The 22093-nt window shown below is 61.3% G+C and carries 21 protein-coding genes; 13 read left to right on the top strand and 8 right to left on the bottom strand.

All coding sequences use genetic code 11. The features are described 5' to 3' along the window. The first annotated feature begins 128 nt into the window (after nt 1–128). The 8 genes from gyrB to ACP153_RS15360 all read left to right on the top strand — a co-directional run bounded on the left by gyrB (nt 129) and on the right by ACP153_RS15360 (nt 10001). Nucleotides 129–2546 carry a DNA topoisomerase (ATP-hydrolyzing) subunit B gene (gene gyrB / locus ACP153_RS15395; protein ID WP_424971900.1) on the top strand — a complete coding sequence of 806 codons (2418 nt, stop codon included), beginning with the start codon at nt 129–131 and terminating at the stop codon, nt 2544–2546. Between the two features lie 138 nt (nt 2547–2684). Beyond that, the gene (locus ACP153_RS15390; RefSeq protein ID WP_424971899.1) at nt 2685–3653 is read left to right on the top strand and encodes a LacI family DNA-binding transcriptional regulator; all 969 of its coding nucleotides are present in this window, start codon (nt 2685–2687) and stop codon (nt 3651–3653) included. A gap of 2 nt (nt 3654–3655) precedes the next feature. Continuing rightward, a complete protein-coding gene (locus ACP153_RS15385) occupies nt 3656–4675 on the top strand; it encodes an extracellular solute-binding protein (RefSeq protein WP_424971898.1) in 1020 nt (339 codons plus the stop codon). A 60-nt stretch (nt 4676–4735) separates the two neighbouring features. Beyond that, nucleotides 4736–5560 carry an ABC transporter permease gene (locus ACP153_RS15380; RefSeq protein ID WP_424971897.1) on the top strand — a complete coding sequence of 275 codons (825 nt, stop codon included), beginning with the start codon at nt 4736–4738 and terminating at the stop codon, nt 5558–5560. 3 nt (nt 5561–5563) lie between these two features. Next, the gene (locus ACP153_RS15375) at nt 5564–6340 is read left to right on the top strand and encodes an ABC transporter permease (protein ID WP_424971896.1); all 777 of its coding nucleotides are present in this window, start codon (nt 5564–5566) and stop codon (nt 6338–6340) included. After that, nucleotides 6333–7346 carry an ABC transporter ATP-binding protein gene (locus tag ACP153_RS15370; RefSeq protein WP_424971895.1) on the top strand — a complete coding sequence of 338 codons (1014 nt, stop codon included), beginning with the start codon at nt 6333–6335 and terminating at the stop codon, nt 7344–7346. Before ACP153_RS15375 ends, ACP153_RS15370 begins: the two co-directional genes overlap by 8 nt. Further along, a complete protein-coding gene (locus tag ACP153_RS15365; RefSeq protein WP_424971894.1) occupies nt 7343–8248 on the top strand; it encodes a nucleoside hydrolase in 906 nt (301 codons plus the stop codon). The genes ACP153_RS15370 and ACP153_RS15365 overlap by 4 nt, the downstream gene beginning before the upstream one ends. Next, nucleotides 8238–10001 carry an adenine deaminase gene (locus tag ACP153_RS15360; protein ID WP_424971893.1) on the top strand — a complete coding sequence of 588 codons (1764 nt, stop codon included), beginning with the start codon at nt 8238–8240 and terminating at the stop codon, nt 9999–10001. The genes ACP153_RS15365 and ACP153_RS15360 overlap by 11 nt, the downstream gene beginning before the upstream one ends. Before the next feature lie 74 nt (nt 10002–10075). Here ACP153_RS15360 and ACP153_RS15355 read toward each other — a convergent pair whose 3' ends face one another. The 6 genes from ACP153_RS15355 to ACP153_RS15330 form a co-directional block, all read right to left on the bottom strand. Beyond that, entirely contained in the window at nt 10076–10864 is a 789-nt protein-coding gene (locus tag ACP153_RS15355; protein WP_424971892.1) for a DUF1217 domain-containing protein, read from the bottom strand. Further along, on the bottom strand, nt 10864–11265 hold the full coding sequence (gene flbT, locus ACP153_RS15350; RefSeq protein WP_424971891.1) for a flagellar biosynthesis repressor FlbT: 402 nt from the start codon (nt 11263–11265) through the stop codon (nt 10864–10866). Before flbT ends, ACP153_RS15355 begins: the two co-directional genes overlap by 1 nt. Beyond that, nucleotides 11262–11639, bottom strand: a complete 378-nt coding sequence (gene flaF, locus ACP153_RS15345; RefSeq protein ID WP_424971890.1) for a flagellar biosynthesis regulator FlaF — start codon at nt 11637–11639, stop codon at nt 11262–11264. Before flaF ends, flbT begins: the two co-directional genes overlap by 4 nt. 74 nt (nt 11640–11713) lie before the next feature. Further along, on the bottom strand, nt 11714–13285 hold the full coding sequence (locus tag ACP153_RS15340) for a flagellin (RefSeq protein WP_424971889.1): 1572 nt from the start codon (nt 13283–13285) through the stop codon (nt 11714–11716). A 187-nt stretch (nt 13286–13472) separates the two neighbouring features. After that, entirely contained in the window at nt 13473–13820 is a 348-nt protein-coding gene (locus ACP153_RS15335) for a hypothetical protein (protein WP_424971888.1), read from the bottom strand. After that, the gene (locus tag ACP153_RS15330) at nt 13810–14106 is read right to left on the bottom strand and encodes a rod-binding protein (RefSeq protein ID WP_424971887.1); all 297 of its coding nucleotides are present in this window, start codon (nt 14104–14106) and stop codon (nt 13810–13812) included. Before ACP153_RS15330 ends, ACP153_RS15335 begins: the two co-directional genes overlap by 11 nt. 84 nt (nt 14107–14190) lie before the next feature. Between ACP153_RS15330 and ACP153_RS15325 the strand changes: the two genes are divergently transcribed. Genes ACP153_RS15325 through ACP153_RS15315 form a run of 3 tightly spaced genes read left to right on the top strand, consistent with a single transcriptional unit; the run spans nt 14191 to nt 18011 of the window. Beyond that, a complete protein-coding gene (locus ACP153_RS15325) occupies nt 14191–16398 on the top strand; it encodes a flagellar hook-length control protein FliK (protein ID WP_424971886.1) in 2208 nt (735 codons plus the stop codon). Between the two features lie 8 nt (nt 16399–16406). Beyond that, a complete protein-coding gene (locus tag ACP153_RS15320) occupies nt 16407–17066 on the top strand; it encodes a flagellar hook capping FlgD N-terminal domain-containing protein (RefSeq protein ID WP_424971885.1) in 660 nt (219 codons plus the stop codon). A 45-nt stretch (nt 17067–17111) separates the two neighbouring features. Next, complete coding sequence (locus ACP153_RS15315; protein ID WP_424971884.1) at nt 17112–18011, top strand: phosphotransferase family protein; 900 nt, start codon at nt 17112–17114, stop codon at nt 18009–18011. Here the strand turns inward: ACP153_RS15315 and ubiB are convergent. Together ubiB and ubiE are read right to left on the bottom strand one after the other, a co-directional pair. Further along, nucleotides 17973–19502: a 2-polyprenylphenol 6-hydroxylase gene (ubiB, locus tag ACP153_RS15310; RefSeq protein ID WP_424971883.1), complete on the bottom strand. Its 1530-nt coding sequence runs from the start codon at nt 19500–19502 to the stop codon at nt 17973–17975. The two genes, ACP153_RS15315 and ubiB, sit on opposite strands and share 39 nt — an antisense overlap. 1 nt (nt 19503) lies before the next feature. Continuing rightward, nucleotides 19504–20256 carry a bifunctional demethylmenaquinone methyltransferase/2-methoxy-6-polyprenyl-1,4-benzoquinol methylase UbiE gene (ubiE, locus tag ACP153_RS15305; protein ID WP_424971882.1) on the bottom strand — a complete coding sequence of 251 codons (753 nt, stop codon included), beginning with the start codon at nt 20254–20256 and terminating at the stop codon, nt 19504–19506. 84 nt (nt 20257–20340) lie between these two features. On the opposite strand from ubiE, the gene mutM reads away from it, so the two are divergent. Continuing rightward, nucleotides 20341–21213: a bifunctional DNA-formamidopyrimidine glycosylase/DNA-(apurinic or apyrimidinic site) lyase gene (mutM, locus tag ACP153_RS15300; protein ID WP_424971881.1), complete on the top strand. Its 873-nt coding sequence runs from the start codon at nt 20341–20343 to the stop codon at nt 21211–21213. Between the two features lie 61 nt (nt 21214–21274). Next, a complete protein-coding gene (locus tag ACP153_RS15295; protein ID WP_424971880.1) occupies nt 21275–22051 on the top strand; it encodes an enoyl-CoA hydratase in 777 nt (258 codons plus the stop codon). Nucleotides 22052–22093 lie beyond the last annotated feature (42 nt).

Raw genomic sequence — 22093 nt, 5'->3', positions numbered from 1 at the left:
GCGCCCACAAGAGCCGATGCGCATTTCGCCCGCCTCCTGACGGGCATCAACGCTATATCTTGTTGCAAGCGCGTGACATCCCCCCCCAAGGCTTGTATAAACTCAAAGAAAACAACAGGAAGGCTCTCATGGCAGAGACCGCGCAGGCGCCCGAAGATTACGGCGCCGATTCCATCAAGGTTCTCAAGGGTTTGGAGGCTGTCCGCAAGCGTCCGGGCATGTATATCGGTGACACCGATGACGGCTCGGGTCTGCACCATATGGTGTATGAGGTCGTCGATAACGGCATCGACGAGGCGCTGGCCGGTCATGCGGACGCCGTCACGGTCAAAATCCACGCGGATTCGAGCGTTTCCGTGAGCGATAATGGACGCGGAATTCCGGTGGGCATGCATGAGGAAGAAGGCGTCAGCGCGGCCGAAGTGATCATGACCCAGCTCCATGCGGGCGGGAAGTTCGACAGCAACTCCTACAAGGTCTCCGGCGGTCTCCACGGGGTGGGGGTGTCGGTCGTGAACGCCCTGTCCGACTGGCTGGAGCTGCGGATCTGGCGCGATGGCAAGGAGCATTACGCCCGCTTCGAAGGCGGCGTGACCGCCGAGCATCTGCGCGTGGTCGGCGATGCGAATGGCCGCAAAGGCACCGAAGTGCGGTTTCTGGCCTCGACCGATACGTTTTCGAACCTCGAATATGTCTTCAAAACGCTGGAAACCCGCCTGCGCGAGCTGGCCTTCCTGAATTCCGGCGTGCGGATCATTCTCGAGGATGAGCGGCCCGCCGAGCCCCTGCGCTCGGACCTCTTCTACGAGGGCGGCGTGCGCGAGTTCGTGAAGTATCTCGACCGCTCGAAGACCGCCGTGATGGACGCGCCGATCTTCATGAAAGGCGAGAAGGACGGGATCGGGGTCGAGGTCGCCATGTGGTGGAACGACAGCTACCACGAAACGGTGCTGCCCTTCACCAACAACATCCCCCAGCGCGATGGCGGCACCCATCTGGCAGGGTTCCGTGGGGCACTGACCCGGACAATCAACTCCTATGCCCAGTCGAGCGGGATCGCGAAGCGTGAAAAGGTGAATTTTACCGGCGATGACGCGCGCGAAGGCCTGACCTGCGTGCTCTCGGTGAAGGTGCCGGACCCGAAATTCTCAAGCCAGACCAAGGACAAACTTGTCTCCTCCGAGGTGCGACCGGCCGTTGAGGGCCTGGTGAACGAAAAGCTCGGCGAGTGGTTCGAAGAGCATCCCAACGAGGCCAAGCAGATCGTCGGCAAGATCATCGAGGCCGCCCTCGCCCGCGAGGCCGCCCGCAAAGCGCGGGAGCTGACCCGGCGCAAGACGGCGATGGATGTGGCCTCCCTGCCCGGCAAGCTCGCCGATTGTCAGGAGAAGGATCCAGCCAACTCCGAGCTCTTCCTCGTGGAGGGCGACAGCGCCGGAGGCTCCGCCAAGCAAGGCCGCTCGCGCCACAATCAGGCGGTTCTGCCCCTGCGCGGTAAGATCCTGAATGTGGAGCGCGCACGGTTCGACCGCATGCTCTCAAGTCAGGAGATCGGGACTCTGATCACCGCGCTCGGCACGGGGATCGGGCGGGACGAGTTCGACATCTCGAAGCTCCGCTACCACAAGATCATCATCATGACTGATGCGGACGTGGATGGCGCGCATATCCGGACGCTGCTCCTGACCTTCTTCTTCCGGCAGATGCCGGAGATCATCGAGGGCGGGTATCTCTACATCGCGCAGCCGCCGCTCTACAAAGTCGCGCGGGGCAAGTCCGAGGTCTACCTCAAGGACCAGGCCGCGCTGGAGGATCACCTGATCGCTCAGGGCATCGAGGGCGCGGTGCTGCGCCTGCCCGCGGGCGAAGAGATCGCGGGACAGGACCTCGCCCGGGTGGTGGAGGCCGCGCGGCAGTTCAAGCGGATCCTTGACGCCTTCCCGACCCATTATCCGCGCCCGATCCTCGAGCAGGCCGCAATAGCCGGAGCGTTCGACCCGGGCCGCGCGGACGAGGATCTGCAGCAGGTCGCCGATGCGGTCGCCAAACGGCTCGACCTCGTGGCCGTGGAGTATGAGCGTGGTTGGCAAGGCCGGATCACACAGGATCACGGGATCCGGCTGAGCCGCGTGCTGCGCGGTGTCGAGGAGATCCGAACACTCGATGGCGCGGTGCTCCGCTCCGGCGAGGCACGCAAGCTGTCTTCGGTCTCGCGCGAGAGCCGCGAGGTCTATCGCGACCCGGCACGCCTGACCCGCAAGGAGCGGGATCAGATGATCCATGGTCCGCTCGCCCTGTTGAAGGCGATCCTCGACGAGGGCGAGAAGGGTCAATCCCTGCAGCGCTACAAGGGTCTGGGCGAGATGAACCCGGATCAGCTCTGGGAGACGACGTTGGACCCCGAGGCGCGCACGCTCCTGCAGGTGCAGATCGAGGATGTGGCCGATGCGGATGACATCTTCACCAAGCTGATGGGCGACGTGGTCGAACCGCGCCGCGCCTTCATCCAGCAGAATGCACTGAGCGTGGAAAACCTCGACTTCTAGGTCCGAGACCAGTCGCAACCGAACAGAACCCCGCAGTTCCGGCTGCGGGGTTTCTCATTGCCTCTCTGATTTAACGTTAAACTTCAGCATTGACGCGACTCACATCGCGAGTTTAACGTTCAAGCAAGAGGGCATCTCATGGTCAGCATCAAGGACATCGCAACGGAGATCGGGGTCACGGCGACCACCGTTTCCAATGCGCTTGGCGGCAAGGGCCGCGTGTCCGAGGACCTCGCCCAGCGCATCCGCACCCGCGCGCAGGAGATGGGATACCGCCCGAGCCTCGCGGGCCGCGCCCTCCAAAGCGGGCGGACCGGAATCCTCGGCCTCGTGATGCCGGATCTGACCAATCCCCTCTTCCCCCGGATCGCGCAGACGCTGTCGATGATGGCCGATGCGCAGGATATGGGGATCCTGATCGCTGATAGTCGCGGCAGCCCCGCAGAGCAGAGCCAGGCCCTGCGCCGCTTGCTGCATCTGGGTGTGGACGGGATGCTCGTCGTACCTCAAAAAGGCACCTCACCGGACCCGATGCCCGTGCCAGTGGCCGTGATCAACACCGCCTCGGACCCGCAAAACGCCGTTTCGGCGGACCATCGGGGCGGCGGCGCGCTGGTCGCGCGACATATCCGCGAGATCGGGCACCGTCAGGTGGTGATCCTCGGCGCCGATCCCGTTTCCGAAGTGCAGCGCGACCGGATCGCGGGTATGACCGGCGTGCTTGGGGATGTGGCTCAGACGACGGTCTGGGGCGATGCCGGGATCGCGCAGATCCTGCCTTTGATCCGCGAGGGCGCGACAGCGGTGATGACCACCTCGGACCTTCTGGCCCTGCGGGTCCGATCCGAGCTGATGCGCGCCGAGCTTTCCGTGCCCGAACAGATCAGCCTGACCGGCTTCGACAATATGGCGTTTTCCTCGGCCATGCATCCGAGCCTGACCACCGTCGCGCAAGATGTCGAAGACATCGCCCGCCGCGCCATCGCCATCATCACCGCGCAGATCGACGGTCGCCCGCCCCCCGATCACGGCGAGACCGTCCCCATGCGGCTCGTCCTGCGCGCATCCACCGGCATTCCCGCATTTCCGTCCAAGAGGAGACCCTGACAATGACCAAGATCTTTCCCCTCGCCACCTGCATGACCGCTCTCGCGGCGGGCGGGGCCATGGCGCAAGAGACCCTGACGATCTCCGTCTATTCCTTTGCCCAAGACGCCTACAAAGAGGCGCTTTATGATCCCTTCGAAGAGATCTGCGGCTGCGAGCTGGTGATCGAGACCGGCAACAGCGTGGAGCGGATGGCCAAGATCGAGGCCAATGCCGCCGACCCGGTGATCGACATGGCGGTGATCTCTTCCCATGACGCGCTGAGCCTTGCGCGCAAGGGCCTGCTCAGCCCGCTCGACACCGCGCAGATCAGCAGCTTCGACCGGCTTTACCCGGCCGCACAGGACCCGATCGGCGACAACATGGCGGTGGGCTACACCTTCTATGCAAGCTCGATCGTCTATCGCTCGGATCTGGTGGAAATCAACAGCTGGGGCGACCTTCTCGGTGAAGAGCTGGCGGGCAATGTCTCCCTCCCAAACATCACCGGGACCCAAGGACCGCTCACCCTGATGATGCTCGACAAGGCCGCAGGCGGGGATGCCAGCGATTTCACCGCGACCATCTCGGCCATCGGCGAGAGCGCGGATGACATCGTGACCTTCTACTCCCGCTCCTCGGAGCTGGCGCAGCTCATGAACCAGGAAGAGGTGATCGCCGCCCCGGTCGGCCGCTTCGCCTGGAGCCGGTTCAAGAGCTCGCCCCTGCCCTTTGCCTGGGCGGAGCCTGCCGAAGGTCAGGCCGGCGGCATGAACGTGATGATCATGACCAAGGGCAATGGCAACGAGGAGCTGGCCTATAAACTGATGGATTACTGGCTCTCGGCCGAGGTGCAGACCCGGATCGCCGAGGCCCTGATCGACAGCCCGGCCAATATGGATGTCACGGTCAGCGACGAGGTCGCCTCGAACCTGACCTATGGCGCGGATCTGATCAACTCGCTGAACATCCTGCCGCCTGCCGAGATCATCGCGAACCGCGATGCCTGGGTGGAGCAGTGGAACAGCGAAGTCATCCGCTAAACGGCCTGGGGGCGGGCGCTTGCCCCGTCCCCACATCCCGCTGTGACAGGACGCCCTGCCATGTTTCTCAACCGCACCGAAGGATTGGCCCTCGCTCTGCCTGCGGCGCTGTTCACCTTTCTGGTGTTCCTTGTGCCCGTGGGCATCCTGCTCTCGATCGCGTTTCAGACCGAGGGCGGGGCGTGGAGCCTGCAGGGCTATGTGGATTTCTTCTCGCAACCGCTCAACCAGACGGTCTTTCTGCGCACGCTGAAGCTCGGGGTGCTGGTGGCGGGCACGGCGGCGGTGATCGGATATGCGGCGGCGTTCTGCATCGTGAACCTGCCCGCGACCTCGCGCGGACGGATCTTTGGTCTCGTGGTGCTGCCGCTGATGATCTCACCCGTGGCGCGGACCTATGCCTGGATCGTCATTCTCGGGCGGACGGGCATCGTGAATGACGCGATTGTCGGGCTCGGCCTGTCGGATACACCGATCCGGCTGCTGTTCACGGAAACCGCGGTATTCATCGGCCTGTTGCAGCTCTTTTTGCCGCTGATGATCATCTCCCTCGTCTCGGCGATGGAGAACATCCCCAAGGATGTCATCCCCGCCGCGCGGGTCCTCGGAGCCAGCTGGTTGCAGGTCTTCTTTCGGGTGATCCTACCGCTCACACGCGAGGGGCTGGTAATCGGCGGGACCCTGGTCTTCACCGGGGCGCTGACCGCCTATATCACCCCGGCGATCCTTGGCGGGTCCAAGGTCCTGATGCTGGAAACGCTGCTGTATCAGCGGGTGAATGTCTCCAACGATTTTGTCTCCGCCAGTGTCATCGCAATGATCCTGATCGTCATGTCCTTTTCGGCCAATCTGCTGCTCAAGCGGATTGCCTCGCCGGGGAGATAGTCAATGCCGCGTCTTGCCATTTGGGTCATCCTCGGGGTCACGCTGACCTTCCTGATCGGGCCCTTCCTGATCGTGATCCTTGCCGGGGCCTCGGCGGGGGAGGCACTGGCCTTCCCGCCTCAGGGGTTGTCCCTGAAATGGTACGCCAAGGTGTTCACGGTCGAGAGCTTTCGGGCCAGCTTTGCGCTCTCGATGTTCCTCGCGGTGTTCGGAACCCTCGCGGCGCTGCTGCTGGGGATCCCCGCGGCATACGCCCTGCACCGCTATGACCTGCCCGGAGCCGAGACGATCAAAACCATCGTCGCCGCACCGATCATCGTGCCGGGTATCATCGTTGGGCTCGCGCTCCTGCGGTATTTCGTGGTGCCCCTGAACGTCTCGATCACTGCAGCACTTTTCGTGACACACACGGCACTGGTGATGCCCTATGCGGTGCGCGTGGTCTCTTCGAGCCTGAACAATTTGCGCGCGGACATGGAAGAAGCCGCCGTGATCCTCGGCTGTACGCGGGTGCAGGCCTTCACCAAGGTCGTGCTGCCCAATATTCGCGGCGGCATTCTGGCGGCCTTCATCCTCGGCTTTGTGGCCAGCTTCAACGAGGTGCCCGCCTCGCTCTTCCTGTCGGGACCGGGGGTGCGGACGCTGCCCATCGACATGCTGTCTTATATGGAGATCACCTTCGATCCCTCGGTCGCAGCACTCTCAGCGCTGCTGGCCTTCATGTCCGTCGCCATTGTCTTCATCGCCGAACGGCTTTTGGGGTTCTCTCGCTATGTCTGACGCCTTCGTTTCCCTGCAGGATCTGACCCTCTCCTACGGGTCGACCGTCGCTGTGCCCTCCCTGAACCTCGACATCCGGGAGGGGGAACTGATCGCCCTGCTCGGTCCATCAGGCTGCGGCAAGACCACGACCATGCGCGCCATTGCCGGGCTGCTGACGCCCAGCACGGGCCGGATCGAAATTGATGGCCGCGACGTGACCCGGGTGGCAGCGAACAAGCGCGGGATCGGGCTGGTGTTCCAGTCCTACGCCCTCTTCCCCCATCTCAGCGCCTTCGAGAATGTCGCCTTCGGGTTGCGGTTGCAAAAGCTGCCGGAGGCCGAGATCCGCCGCCGGACCGAGGCCGGGATGGCCACGGTTGGGCTCTCCGGGTTCGAGGCGCGCAAACCCGGCGAGATGTCGGGCGGGCAGCAGCAGCGCCTCGCATTGGCCCGATCCCTGGTGATGGAGCCGAAGGTTCTGCTGCTCGATGAGCCGCTCTCGAACCTCGATGCCCGTTTGCGTCTCGAAATGCGCAACGAGTTGCAGCGGGTGCAAAAGGAGACCGGCGTCACAATGGTGTTTGTCACCCATGATCAGGCCGAAGCGCTCGCCCTCGCGGATCGGATCGTGCTGATGAAGGATGGCGAGATTGAGCAATTGGGCAGTCCGGCTGAGCTCTATGCCGCGCCGAGTTCGGCCTTTGCTGCCGATTTCATGGGGTTTGAGAACATCTTCGCCACGGACGACGGGAAACTCACGTCTGAGACCGGCGCGCTGCCTCTTGGTTTTCCCGCGCCAGCCCCGCTGCTGGCTTGGCGTCCCAGTGGCGTGCAGGTGGGCAGTGGACCTCATCAAGGCCGCGTCCGCGCCAGCAGTTTCGCCGGGGGGCATCGGGAATACGTCCTCGACAGCGAGATCGGCGCCATCACGGCGGATGCACCCATCGAACAACCGGAGATCCCGATCGGTGGGGTGGTCTCCTTCGACCTGCCCCATGCCACAGCACGGGCGCTGAGCCGATGAGCGCGATCTGGGTGGATACGGATATGGGGTTTGACGACCTCTGGGCGCTGCTTTTGCTGCGCACCCACCGGGTCGCGATCGCGGGCATATCGCTGGTGGCCGGGAACGCGCCCTTGCCACAGGTCGAAGCGAATGCCCATGGCGCGCAGGCGGCCTACGGCCTCGAGATGCCGATCTATTCCGGTGCGGACCAGCCGCTGAAACGTGCCCCGGAAACCGCGACCCGTATCCTGGGACCGCTCGGCATGCGCAGCCGGGGACACACATTGCCAAAACCGGCGCGCCCGCCGGTGTTTCCACCCGCGCGGGCGGCGCTGGAGCATTGGCTGCGTACCCCGCGTCGGGCGCCGGAGCGCACGATCCTCGCCCTCGGCCCTCTGACCAATATCGCCCGCCTCTTGCAGAAGTCCCCCCGCGTCGCAGCACGAATCACACGCCTCGTTTGGATGGGCGGCAGTGCGGGGCCCGGCAATCATTCGCCACGGGCGGAGTACAATGCGCTCGCGGACCCGGAGGCACTCGAAACGGTCCTGTCTGCCCAGATTCCGCTCGATGTGGTGGACCTCACCTTGTGCCGAAAGCACTGTTTCAGCGCGGAAGATGCACCCGAAACGGATGCGCTCAGCCGCGATCTGCTGCTTGGCTATCTGGACATCGCGTTGGAGCGGGGACGGCAGGCCATGGCGATTTACGACCCGATCGCCGCCGCCGCGGTGATCTGGCCAGACCGTTTTGTCTATGCGCCCATGGCCATGACAGTCTCGGTTTGCGACGATGGCAGCTATGGTGAGACCCGGTTCGCGCCGCAGCCGATGTCGCGGACGCGTCTGGTCACGGATGCCGATGGCATGATCGCGCGCGATTGTCTCGCCGCCTTCGAGGGGGAGCGCGATGCCCGTTGATGCCAATCTCAACGATCCGGCTTTGCGTCGCCGCGCCGTGCAGGCCGCCCGACAAGAGATCCCCTTTGACCTGTTGATCGAAGGCGGGACCGTGCTCGATATGGTGACGGGCGAAGAGCGGGCCGCTGATATCGGCATCGTCGGGGCACTGATCGCCTCGGTGCATGCGCCGGGTTCGGCATCCCATGCGAAGACACGGGTTGATGCGAAAGACAAATACCTGCTGCCCGGATTGATCGACACACATATGCATGTCGAAAGCTCGATGATCACACCCACGGAATACGCGCGCCATATGGTGCCGCGCGGCGTGACGACCGCTCTTTGGGACCCCCATGAACTCGCGAATGTCGCGGGGTTGGCGGGGATGGATTACGCCTTCGCCGCCGCCCGGGCCGCAGCTCTCCGTTTCCTGCCTCTCGTTCCCACATGTGTGCCATCCGCGCCGGGCTATGAGACGAGTGGCGCTGATTTTGATGCCGAAACCATCGCGGAGCTGCTCGCACGCCCTGACACGCACGGGGCGGCGGAACTGATGACAATGCACCCCCTGCTGACCGGAGATGAGCGTACAAGGCAGATCGTGTCCGCCGGATTGGCGAGCGGCAAACGCATCTGCGGCCACGCGCGAGGCTTGTCTGGCTCGGATCTGAACGCCTTTGTCGCCGCAGGCGTGGAAACCGATCACGAGCTGACATCTGGCGAAGATCTGCTTGAAAAACTGCGGGCGGGTCTGACCATCGAACTGCGCGGGTCACACAAGCATCTCTTGCCTGAATTTGCGGCCGCGTTGCTGGCACTTGGGCATTTGCCGCAAACCGTGACGCTCTGCACCGATGATGTGTTTCCCAATGACCTATTGGAACGTGGTGGGTTGGACGATCTTTTGCGCACTCTCATGTCACTTGGTTTGCCCCCGGCTTGGGTTTACCGCGCCGCGAGCTTGAATGCCGCCCGGTGCATTTCACGGCAGGATCTGGGGCATCTGGCGCCCGGCCGGCGCGCTGATTTTCTACTTGTGACCGACCTGCGCAAGGCAGTTGTCGAGACGGTCTACATGAACGGTGTTTGTGTTGCGGACCAAGGCGTATTGACGGTTGCGCAGAGCAAGGTCGAAGTTCCACCGCAGCTCACCAGCACCGTCAAATCTCGGCTCTTAAAACCTGAGGACTTTGAGTTTCGCGCTGAGGGCAGGACAGTTGACATGCGCACGCTGCGGAAACCGCGCTTTCCGGAGTGGGGGAGAGGCAGGTTCGAAGTCATCTCAGATGTCGTGCAAATCCCTGCGGAGTATCTCCGCATGGCCGTGATCAACCGGCACCAATCCGGCGCTTCGCTAAAGCTGGCTGTCCTCGAAGACTGGGGCACGATGGACTGCGCCGTCGCGACGAGCGTCTCTCATGACAGCCACAATTTGACAGTCTTCGGGAAAAACCCTCATGAAATGGCGCTTGCGGCCAATGCAGTCAGGTCTATGCAGGGGGGCCTCGCCGTGGCAACTGGTGGAAGTGTCGTGAAGAAGGTTCCTCTGCCCATTGCAGGGATCTTGACCAGTGAAGATCTGGAGAGTGTTGCAAGCAACTTTGCCGGTTGGGCCAAAGCCGTGGATGACGCGACGGATTGGATCCCGCCCTACTTTGTGTTGAAGGCGCTCTTTGGAGCGTCGTTGGTTTGCAATCCCGGTCCACGTCTCAGCGATCATGGTGTCGTTGAGCCTTTCGAAACCCACAGGTCTACATTGAACGTCAACTGAACGGTATGGTCTAAGCAGCCTTTTCTGGACCACAGCGCTCGCCTCAGCTTACCCCAGAACACGGCGCAGCAAGACTATTGCAGCAATGCCAGTGCGATCGCCGCCGGGGACGAGCTTGCCTCGAAGCTCTGGATGTCAGACTGCACAAGGAACTGCTGCACCAGCCGTTCGGTCATGTCTTCGTCTGCGAACTGCGAGATGGTCGCTGCGCCGAACGAGCTCTCGACCCTGTCTTGCAAGGACTCGACCTGTCGATCGATATCAAGCGTCGCAAACGCACTGGGTAGCCGAAAGGCAGTTTCAAACGCTGTTCGCAGCGGAGGGTTACCAAGTACGGTATAAAACTTCGCGGTTTCAGACATATCGTCCGATGCGATTTCGGAGAGCTCGCGGCGCAGATTCAATGCGATCCGCAGATCACCGTCTACGTTTCCGACAGCTTCTTCGAAGAGGCTTTCCTCGTTCTTGGAGACGATCTCATCTGCGAAGAAACTCAGCTGGTTTCTGGGAAACTGCCCGGCCCCGAAACCGAAGGCGTCGGAAAGCTCTTTATAGCGCTTGTCGGACAGACGATTTGAAAGCGCTGCGGAATCTTGGGTCCCATCCTCAAGCACTTTCTGAATGAAGTACTTGTTGCCGATGTCATCCCCGAGTCCAAACGCATCCAAAGCAAATGACAACAACCGGCGGTCCGCAACAAGCTCTTCAGCAGACCGAATGTTCCCGACATTGGCTCGGAAGTAGTCTTCATCCCTCTGATAGCTCTCGGTCTGCGTGAAGGCCGCCCGTTGCGCCTCCATCGTGCGATTCAAGAAGTTCCAGCCCACCACACCACCCGTGGGCACGACAGGTTGGAAAGTCATCAGTGGCTCGTCGCCAAGAGGCGCTCTTCCCGGGGCAGGATGCACCGCAGGGATTTCAGCGCTTGATAGAAGTTTTGGCTCAGCACGCTTTCCGTTGCCTCGTTGAGGCGCGCGCGGCTGTCGCTATCGCGGAAGACCTGACTCAGCTGTTCGATGCCCCGGAGCAACTGAGGTGCGCCCTCATCCGGAGGCACGTCACCAGAGAGAACCAATTGCACGATATAGCATACGCGCCGAACAGGGGTGGTCACCTCGTCGGGGTGGATCGCGTCGCGCAGACGCAGGATGTTCGCGTTTGGCGTGATGATACTCAAACGGCTACGACGATCTCCATTCTCGACAACAGCACCGTTTACAAGAACACGTTCTTTCGGAGAAAGCTTCAGCACCAGGCCAGTCATTTCACACCTCGTTGGGAAAAAAGTCCCTTCATTATGCTGCGGTTGATCTCAATGAGCGGGTCTACATTCGCGTCTCCATTCAGGATGTGCGATGTGTGCAACCGCGTGAATTCCGCCAGATAGACAATCTGCCCTCGCAGCATAACCGGAAGCATATTGCCATCCTCGAGAACGTCGCTGGCAAGCACGAGCCAAAGGCGACGATTGTCATGAAGGGCTGTAACAAACTCACTGTAATTGTCTTTTGCGGAGTCGCGATAGCGCACCAAGGCACTGGTAATATTCGCAAACAGCTCATACTCGATACTCTGATTTGTTCGAGTTGCGCTCTTGCTTTGGGAGTAGGCCATTTGGCTGCGGGCGTAAGCGTTCATCGTGATCTTCCGGCTAGAGGCAGTGACAGTGTCAACGATGGCCCCGCAGCAAAGCTACTGCGGGGCCACTGGACTTATCTGAAGAGCGCCAGAATGTTCTGCGGCGCCTGGTTCGCAATCGACAGGGACTGGGTACCAAGCTGCTGCTGCACCTGCAGCGCCTGCAGACGGGCGGATGCCTCTTCCATGTCAGCGTCCACCAGCGATCCGATCCCGGATTTCAGGGAGTCGGTCAGGCGACCGATGAAGTCGGACTGGATCTCAACACGGCTCTGCACGGAACCAAAGGCCGATGCAGCGTCAACTGCGGTGTTGATCAGGCTCTCGATGTTATCGAGCGCGTTGGCAGCACCTTCCTTGGTGGTCACGTCGATCCCGTCAAGACCCACAAGACCGCCCGATGCCGTACCACCCGACCCATCATCAACCGTCAGAGACACAGTCGCCGTGCCGCTGTTGTCGATCTGAATGGTCGGAGGCGCGGTGGTCGGGTCGTCGGACAGGTTGACCTTGACAGACACCCCTTCAACGCCGCCGGCATCGATCACACGCTTCAGACCTGTTGCCACATCGTTGAGCGTATCACCGTCTTTGGCAACATAGTTGAAGGTCTTGCCATCAAGCGCAATCTGGAAACCATCGCCATCATTGACAACACCGCCCGTGTTCCCAGCCCCACCGAGAGAGATGGTCTCGGCACGTGCAACCAGGGTTGCCGCGTTGCCATTGCCCGCTGCGGACTGAGCGCCACCAGCGTCAGGGTCGACGTTCACAGTCGTGCTCGGCGAAGAGCCCTGGATCTCGATCGATTCAAAGGCATTGGTCGAGGATACGGTGACCTCACCTGCGCCAGTTACGCTGGTCGTCACACCCTCAACACCGAGATTGGCAATACCCGCAGCAACGATGTCGTCCAGATCAGCCACGGCGACCGCAGAGCCGGTCGAGTTGGTATAGGTGAACTGTTCTTCACCAAAGTTGATGGTGATCGTATCCCCGTCAGCGAGATCGGTTGCGAGTGTCAGCGTCGCGTCATTGGCCGCGCTGGACAGGGTCGCACCATTGCCGACAGTGTAGACGCCAGCATCACTGACAGTACCGATCCGGCTCAGCGCATTCGCGGTGGACAGGGTCCCGCTATCGGAGGTCAGGTTCTGACCATTGAAAGCGATGCTGCTTGCGGTGACGTTGCCGGAGGAATCCCGATCGAGCGAAGACAGGATCGAGGTGGCGTCAAAATTGTCGACCAGGTTCTTACCGTTGAACTGGGCGGCGTTGATCACCGAGCTGATCTGCTCTTTCAGCGCGTCAATGTCGGTCTGGATCTTGTCCGCCGGGACGCTGTCTTCCTGCGAAGCAACGATCTTGCCTTTGATCTCGGTCAGAAGGTCGCTGACGGTTTCCGCAGCGTTCCGCGCAACCGCAACGGTGGATTCACCGAGCGACAGGCTTTCCGAGATGGCCTTGAAACCCTTCACATCGGCTTCCATGACCTTGGAAATCGCCCAGATCGCGGCGTTGTCTTTCGCAGTAGCAACGGACTTACCCGTCGAGATCTCGTCTTGCGTTTTGCTGAGGTTGGAGTTGATTGTCTTCAGGGTCTGAAGCGCAACCATTGCGCTGTTATTGGTCAGAATACTAGACATCTGCGTTCCTTGATTAGGTGGCGCTTTTGCGCCTTGTCTTTGCTCAGGCCTGTTGGCCAACGGACACGTCCTTCTGACGTAGCGGCTTTTACCCGCGTCACCTCGAGGGTGCTCCGTGACCTTGAATGCAACTCAATAAGACAGGCTTAATGCGACCACCCAACTCTCGGTAATATCACTACAATTTTCAGAGTTTTTTAGAATGACCTCTGGAACTGCCGCCAATATTCACAGCCCCTCCGACCGCCGTATAACTAGAGAATGCGCGATCCGGTTTCTCGGCAGAACGAAGACGCGCAGAGACCTCTTTCAAGGCACGCATCACTTCAACCATCAAGGCGCCATTGCGCGTGGCCATTTGCGAAATCAACTGCGCCGTTGCAGGTGCGAGAGACTTCGGATCGAGCCCTTTCAGCAGGCCTTCCTTCTTGGCCGAAAGTGTCGAAATGTCGTCAAACTTCCCGGTCTTGAGCATCTCATATTCATGCTCCAGGCAAGCGATAATCTGCTTCGATGGGGTCGACTTATTCCACATCTCCGGCCTCCTTCATGGCGTTGAACAGGGATTCGGCCAGACCGAGCACACCGGTCTGGGCAACGGATTTTGCATGGGCATCGCGCAGAAAGGACGCGAACTGATCTTCGCCGACACCGCCCCCCATGGTGCTGGGTGTCTCGCCAAACTTGGCGGCCTTGAGCATTTCCGAGAGGAAAACGGCCTCGAGTTTCTCAGCGGCCTCGCGGAGCGCCTCGTCCTGCGGAGAGGGCAGAGAGGCCGGTCCAGGCGCGCTGTTCAGTGATGTGGGTGCGATTCTATCCATGCCATAGTGATGCGCAGCCAGGGTAAAGAAGTAGTAAGGAATACTCGCTAGGCAGAACGGCATACCAGTGCCCAGAAGGTCACCATGCACCTAGAGATTACACGTGTTCTACCCGCCCTAACGGCGAGCGACAGCCAAACCAAAGCGTCTGCAAAAGGCTCTGGAGGCGCGCAAATCGCGGGCGACGAAGCCTCTGCCAACGGATTCCTGGAGGCGTTTCAAGCCGAAGAGAACCGCAACAGAAAACCTGAAGCGACCCCGACATCGATCTCCGAAGGGGACGAAACGCCGGAGAAACCTTCTGCAGGCGGAGAGGCCTCCGAGGGCGGTGCGACCGCTGAAACTGATGTGGATGGCAAAGCTGAGATAGAGACTGATCCTCGGAAAGTGGATGTTCCGGTCAAAGAGGCCGCCTCTGTCGCTGAAAGCGAGGGCAAAGCGCCTGCGCGCTTGGGCGCTTTTTCAGAAGACAGGATCACGAGCACTTCAGAAGCGCCTGTTCCTTCTCAAGCCGTTGAGAAAGCTGTCACAACCACCAAAGCAAATGAAACGCGTCCCACACAGGCCGCCCCGATTTCGGGTCGAGAGGGAAAGCCATCGGCATTTCCGTCTCCGACGGCCCAAGAACTGAACTCAGAGGCATCCGCAAAAACGCGCTTGCCGCAAGACGGCGAAAACGCAAGTCTTGTCCAGACGGATGCGGGCGCTCAAGAGCCTCTGAAAAGGGCCTCGTCCAAAGAGGCCGAAAACGCTCAAAAGAGTGACTCTCAGAGAATTCGAGATGAGGTCAATGCGAAGTCATCAGATCGCGCCGTGGCGGCCCCGGGCGCCGCACAAACAGAAGCGACGCCAAGTAAAGGTTCGGTTCTAGACCAATTGGTTGAACCAGACTTTGCGCAATCACGCCCTCGACCGATAGTGACATTGAGCGAAGCAGCGTTCAGCGCGCAGACGCGCCAAGTCAACATCGCACAGAGCGCCTTTTCCGACTCCGGCTCGGCATCACGCACCACGCAAACGGCAAACGCTCCCTCCTTTTCTGGAACAGGGCTCAGCTCTCCCTCTACACAAGCCCCTGCTCCAAAAGCCGGGATAAAGCTCGCCTCAACTCAGCCTGAGAGCAACAGATCGGGAGCCGCCTTTGCGCCCGCGACAACTCAGATTGAACCAACGGGAGCGGTTTTGACCTCATCCAAGCCTGTGGGAGTGCCCCAGGCTGCGGACCAGTTGCTGACGCAATTCGACAACTCGCGCCCTGCTTCACCGCAAGGCGAAGGACAAGGTAACCAGCAGTTTTTGGCAAAGAGACCACTGGACGCATCAATGCCCCCCAGAACGCTAGGCCTCGCCGGTCTCGCCCCAATCCGGGCTGAGATCCGACAGATTGCAAGTGCGGCACCCGACTCTTCAAATGTCTTGATACCTCCAAAGCAGGAATCGATTGGTCCGGTGGCCTCTCCTGCAACGGCAGAAATCACGGTGTCTAAGGGAGAAGCGACCAACCCTGGCTCAGGTGCAAACGCCCCCATTGGCGCAGTGACCGCCACTCCAACACAACTTCGGCCTTTTGCGATGGTCGAAACGAAAACCGTAGATACCAATCATCACGTTGCGGAAAAGCTTACCGACGCAAACAGTCCCGAGCGACCCGAACGCGCAGCATCAGGTTTCCTCGGCAACCAACAAACACCGAGCTTGGGTCACAGTACTCAAAACGCCGCTCTGAGTATGCAAGCGGGTCTCTCCACGACCGCGATCCCGACGCTTCCGGTCAAGACCGACACGCTCGACATGTTCGATGAACTGACCCTCGGAGCTAGCAACTCCTCGTCCGAGAGCACCCTGTCGAAGGCCGATCTCACTGCTGCAACCGCACAGCGTCCAGCGACCACCGCTCAAGCTATCCTCGCGCAACTTCAGGCTGGGATGCCAAAGGCACCGGGCGACTCGACGGAAATCCTCCTCAGCCCGGAAGAACTGGGACGTGTGCGCATGACCCTTTCGGGGAGCGAGGGCGTGGGCACTGTGCTCGTGCAGGTCGAGCGCCCCGAAACGCTCGATCTAATTCGCCGCAATATCGAACAGATGCGCGCCGAACTGGCGGAGGCTGGATGGGAAAATGTCTCGTTCAGTTTCTCCCAGGACGGATCGAACGCGTCGGACTCCTCGGGCGAACGCGAGGGGGCTGCCTCGCACCACGTGATCTCGTCGCAAACCGATAGCACCGAGGCTGCAGGCCCTGCCTCACCGCGCACGAACACATCCTCTTCCGGCCTTGACCTGAGACTATAGGAGACATCATGGACGCAGTTTCCGGGGTCACGTCGACCACCCAACCCGCAAGCAACTCGTCGAATTCGGCAACGGCGATTGCCTCCGATTTCGAGACCTTTCTCACCATGCTGACAACACAGCTGGAGAATCAGGACCCCCTGGATCCGGTGGACAGTCAGGATCTGGCTGTCCAGCTCGCGACCTTCTCGGGGGTCGAACAGCAGACGCGCACCAATGCACTGCTCGAAGATCTCGGGGGCCAGATGGGGTTGGCGAACCTGTCCCAGCTGGCGAGTTGGGTTGGCATGGATGCACTGGCAGTCGGGCCAATGTATTTCGACGGTGCACCTATTGAGATCCGCCCTGAGATCCCGAGTTTTGCCGACAGCGCCGAGCTGGTCGTGTTCCGCTCCGACGGCACAGAGGTTCAACGTTTGCCGCTGGATACATCGGCCGAGTCGATGCTCTGGGCAGGGGTCGGCGCGGACGGGGCGCCCTTGCCAAGCGGTTCATATAGCCTCTCTGTCGAATCCACCGTAGATGGCGAAAGCCTGCCGGATGGGCGCGTGTCGGCCTATCGCGAGATTGTCGAGGTGAGGGCCTCGGGCGGCGGCACGCAGCTTGTGACCGGCGGCGGGATCGAGCTTGATGCAGCCTCGGTCATCAGTCTGCGCCAGCCGGTCTGAAACAGCTCTGGCCACGGCAAATCGGTCTGGCTATAGCTCCGCGCCATGGCCAAGATCGCTCCCCCTTCCCCACAGACCGAGCTGCCGTTAGAGGTGTCCAATGCGTTGAGCGGGTTGGGTCTGTCCTCAAAAGGCCTTGGGCAGATCCACAAAGGCCATACCAGCCAAGTCTGGGTGCACACGCCTGAAATCGGCACCAGACTTGTTGTCAAATACACCAACCCGGCACGGAGTTCAGCGCTGTTCCCGAACGCTCCGGAGCTGGAGTGGGCGGCAATGAAGGCCTTGAGCCACCGCGCGCTCTCTGCACAACCGCTCACGTTTCAATGGCTGCCCAGCGGTGCGGCGCTGATCTTGTCCCAGTTCGTTCCAACGCACGGGGCTTTGACCCCGCTTGCGTTGGCCACAACCCTGCGCGAGATCCATCAGACACCTGTTTGGCCAGATCTGCCGGTCTGCCGCAAATCGTCGATGGACTTGCTTTTGGATGGTCATGCCATGCTGGCAAAAAGCAGGCCCCCAGCCTGGCTGACACGCCTTGCCCCGCCTAATAGAGACGTACCAAACCCACTGCCGCTGCGCCTGGTCCACCGGGACCTGGTGCCCGCAAATGTGGCGATACTGGACACATCCAAGGCAATCGCGCTTGATTGGCAATGCCCCGCGCAAGGCGATCCTTGCGAGGATATCGCGCACGCAAGTTCGCCTGGCATGCAATCCTTATCCAAAACCGACCCGATTATTTCGGATGACGCGCTATTGGAGGCATACGCGGATGCGGAACTGGCGCGCGCCTATATCCGGATCGCGCCATACTATCGTTGGCGCATGGCCTGTTATTGCCAAATGCAGCTGTCGCAGGGCAACGCGATCTACGCAGAAGCGCTCGAGAAGGAATGCGCAGCGCTAGAGCAAGCCTGCGAGCGCGCCGAGCACGCCAGCTGAGGCAGCTCCGGCGAGAAACCAGGCCCAACCCGGCAAGCGCACGACCTTGGGTGGCGGTGTGGCAAGGTTCGTTTGCCGGACAAGCGCGGCCTCAGCCAGTTGCGGTAGCCGCGGGCCAAACTTCCCCAAGACCCGCACCGTCGCGGTCAGATCCCGCAGCAAGGCCTTTGGCCCGACATTCTGCGCGATATAGGACCCGACAATCGGCTGTGCGACTTCCCAAATATTGATCCGAGGGTTGAGCGAACGGGCCACACCTTCGACCACGACCATGGTGCGTTGCAGAAGGATAAGTTCAGTTCGAGTTTCCATCCCGAACCGCTCTGTCACCTCAAAAAGATAGGCCAGAAGCCGCGCCATGGAGATGCGCGAAGCGTCCATGCCGAAGATCGGCTCCCCGACCGATCGCAGTGCCTGCGCGAACTGATCGATATCGCGGTCCGCCGGCACGTAACCGGCCTCGAAATGCACCTCGGCCACGCGGCGATAGTCCTTCTGGATGAACCCCATAAGGATTTCCGCATAGACGCGCCGAGTGTATTCATCGATCCGCCCCATAATCCCGAAATCGAGCGCGATGATATCCCCGGACGGCCCGACCTTCAGGTTCCCCTGATGCATATCCGCGTGGAAATACCCGTCCCGGAGCGCTTGGCTGAGAAAGAGCGACAGGACCCGGCTTCCAAGCTCCATCGTGTCGATCCCGGCGGCGCGGATCGCCTCCACATCGTGCATCGGGATGCCTTCAACCCAGGACAGGGTCATGACGCGGCGCGCCGAGAGGTCCCAATGCACGTCCGGCACTTGGAAGCCCGCATCCTGCGCCGTGGTCGCGGCGAACTCACCGGCAGCGGAGGCCTCGAGGCGCAGATCAAGCTCGCCCATGACGACGCCCTCGAAATGCTCGATCACATCGATCGGCCGCAACCGCCGCGCGCCCGGCGCAAAGAGCGCAACCGCCTGCGCGATCAGGTAGAACGCGTCGATATCCTTGCGGAATGCTTTCTCGATACCGGGGCGCAGGACCTTGACGGCAACGGCTTCGCCAGTCTCAGCAAGCAGGGCCTTGTGGACTTGCGCGATGGACGCCGCGGCCACGGGGGGCGAGAACTCCGAAAACAGCTCCTCCACCGGCATATCCAATTCGCGCGCCACTTCGCGCTTGGCTTCCTCGGCGGTAAACGGGGGAAGCTTATCCTGCAGAACCTTCAACTGATCGGCCAGCTCCTGCCCGACCACATCGGGCCGGGTCGAGAGGATCTGACCGAATTTGATATAGGCGGGCCCAAGCGCAGTGAGCGCCCGGGTCACTGGCGGCATCGTCTCGTCGCCCTTCAGCCCGAGCCACTGGAACGGCCAGCCCAGCACCCGCGCGGCAAGCCGCAAGGCGGGCGGCGCATCCATCGCTTCGAGCGCCACGCGCATGGCGCCCGTCCGCTCAAAGGTCGCCCCGGTTCGGATCAAGCGCCAGAAATTGTGGGGTCCGCGCATGCTAGAGCTTCCACCCGGAATGCAACGCGGCGATCCCGAAGCTGAGATTGCGGTACTTCACCTGCTCGAACCCCGCGGTGCGGATCATGCTGGCGAAGGTCTCCTGATCCGGAAAACGGCGGATGGATTCCACGAGATACTGATAGCTGTCGCGGTCATTGGCCACCATCTGGCCCATGGGCGGGATGACGTTGAAGGAATAGAGGTCATAGGCTTTTTGCAGCCCGGGATTGGGCAACTGGCTGAACTCCAGCACCATGAGCCGGCCGCCGGGCTTGAGCACACGATACGCCTCGGACAGCGCATCCGCGATCCGCGTCACGTTCCGGATCCCGAAACTGATCGTGTAGACATCGAAACTGTTGGCCTCAAAAGGCAGCGCCATTGCGTCGCCGACCAGCCAATCAAGACGGGTATCCATCGCCTCGGCCTCGGCCCGCTGCCGTCCGGCGACCAGCATGCTCTCGGTTAGGTCGAGCACCACCGCCTCGGCCCCGGGCGCGCGCTTGAGAAACCGGAAAGAGATATCGCCGGTCCCCCCCGCCACATCGAGCAGGCGCTGCCCGTCCCGCGGCGCGAGCCAATCCATCATCGCATCCTTCCAGACACGGTGCAGACCCGCCGACATCAGATCATTCATCACATCGTATTTCGACGCGACATTGGTGAAGACACCCTGCACGAGCGAGGCCTTGTCCTGCTCGGCGACCGTCTGGTAGCCGAAATGCGTGGTTTTCTCATTCTTCTCGGTCATGTGCTCTTGCCATCGGTGGATGCTGCCCCCTCCTTATAGGCTGCGGCTTGGCGGTGACAACGTGCTGCAACGCGGGGAGAGCTGATGCCTGAACTTCCAGAGGTCGAAACGGTCCGTCGCGGGCTGGATCCGGTAATGACCGGTCGGCGGATCGTCGCGGCAGATGTGCGGCGGCCGGATCTGCGCTGGCCCCTGCCGGAGCGCATGGCTGAGCGCCTGACCGGTGCGAAGGTCATTCGGCTGGGGCGGCGGTCGAAATACATCCTGGCCGAGCTGGATACGGGCGAGACGCTGATCATTCATCTCGGCATGTCCGGACGGATCCTGATCCATGCGCCGCATGACAACGGGGCTGCGACGAGACCGGGTGAGTTTCACCATCAGCTGCCCGCGCTGGAAAAACACGACCACGTTGTGTTCGATTTCGAGACAGGCTCCCGGGTGGTTTTCAACGATGCGCGGCGGTTCGGCGCGATGGATCTGGCGCCGAGCGACGCGGTCGAGGCACACCCGATGCTCGCCAGCCTCGGCCCCGAACCCTTGGGGAACGGGTTTGACGAGGACTACCTTGTCGCGCGTCTCAAGGGGCGGAACACGCCGATCAAATCCGCCCTGCTCGATCAGAAGATCGTCGCGGGCCTCGGCAATATCTATGTTTGCGAAGCGCTCTACCGGGCGGGCATCTCGCCGCAACGCAAGGCGGCGCGGATCTCGGAGAGCCGCGTGCGCAGCCTCGTTCCCATCATCCGCGCCGTCCTGTCCGAGGCGATCGAGGCCGGGGGATCCTCGCTCCGGGACTACCGGCAAACGGACGGAGATCTGGGTTATTTTCAGCACCGATTCCAAGTTTATGACCGCGAAGGCGCCCCGTGCCAGACCCCGGCCTGCCCAGATGTAGTGCGCCGGATCGTCCAATCAGGCAGATCGTCCTTCTATTGTCCCAGCTGCCAAAGATAACCTTGCACCCCGCGCTCCAGTTGGTAACCCTGCCCGGGCTGGGAACAACGGGAGCGCCTGAATGGCCTACAACACGCTGATCGTCGATGTGGAGGACCACATCGCACTGATCCGGCTGAACAGACCGGACGCGCTGAATGCTCTGAACACGGAACTGCTGCTGGAGCTCGCCAAGGCGCTGCAGATGGCAGAAGAAAACGAGAAGGTCCGCTGCATCATCCTGACCGGGTCCGACAAGGCCTTCGCCGCTGGCGCGGATATCAAGGAAATGTCGGACAAGACCTTCGTGGATGTGTTCGGCTCGGATCTCTTTGGTCCCGAAGTTGAGCGTCTGCTGAACTGCCGCAAGCCGATCATCGCGGCGGTCTCGGGCTACGCCCTAGGCGGTGGCTGCGAGATCGCCATGATGTGCGATTTTATCATCGCGTCGGAAACCGCGAAATTCGGTCAGCCCGAGATCAACCTCGGCGTAGTCGCCGGGATCGGCGGCACGCAGCGCCTGACACGGTTCGTCGGCAAGTCGAAGTCCATGGATATGCATCTGACAGGTCGCTTCATGGATGCGCAGGAGGCCGAACGCTCGGGCCTCGTCAGCCGGGTCGTCCCGGTCAAGAAGCTGATGGAGGAGGCGATGGGTGCGGCCCACAAGATCGCCGAGAAATCCCAACTGACCGCCATGGCCGTGAAAGAAGCGGTGAACCGCTCCTACGAGACATCGCTGCGCGAAGGACTGCTCTTTGAGCGCCGTCTCTTCCACGCCATGTTCGCCACCGAAGACCAGACCGAGGGCATGGGCGCCTTCCTTGAGAAGCGCGAACCGCAGTTCCGGGACAAATAGGTCAATTCCCCCGTTCACAGGTTGACTTGATGACGACTCGCT

Source organism: Dinoroseobacter sp. S76, assembly GCF_049801095.1.
In the GTDB taxonomy this organism is placed as follows: domain Bacteria; phylum Pseudomonadota; class Alphaproteobacteria; order Rhodobacterales; family Rhodobacteraceae; genus Dinoroseobacter.
This window is presented reverse-complemented; position numbering and strand designations above follow the sequence as displayed.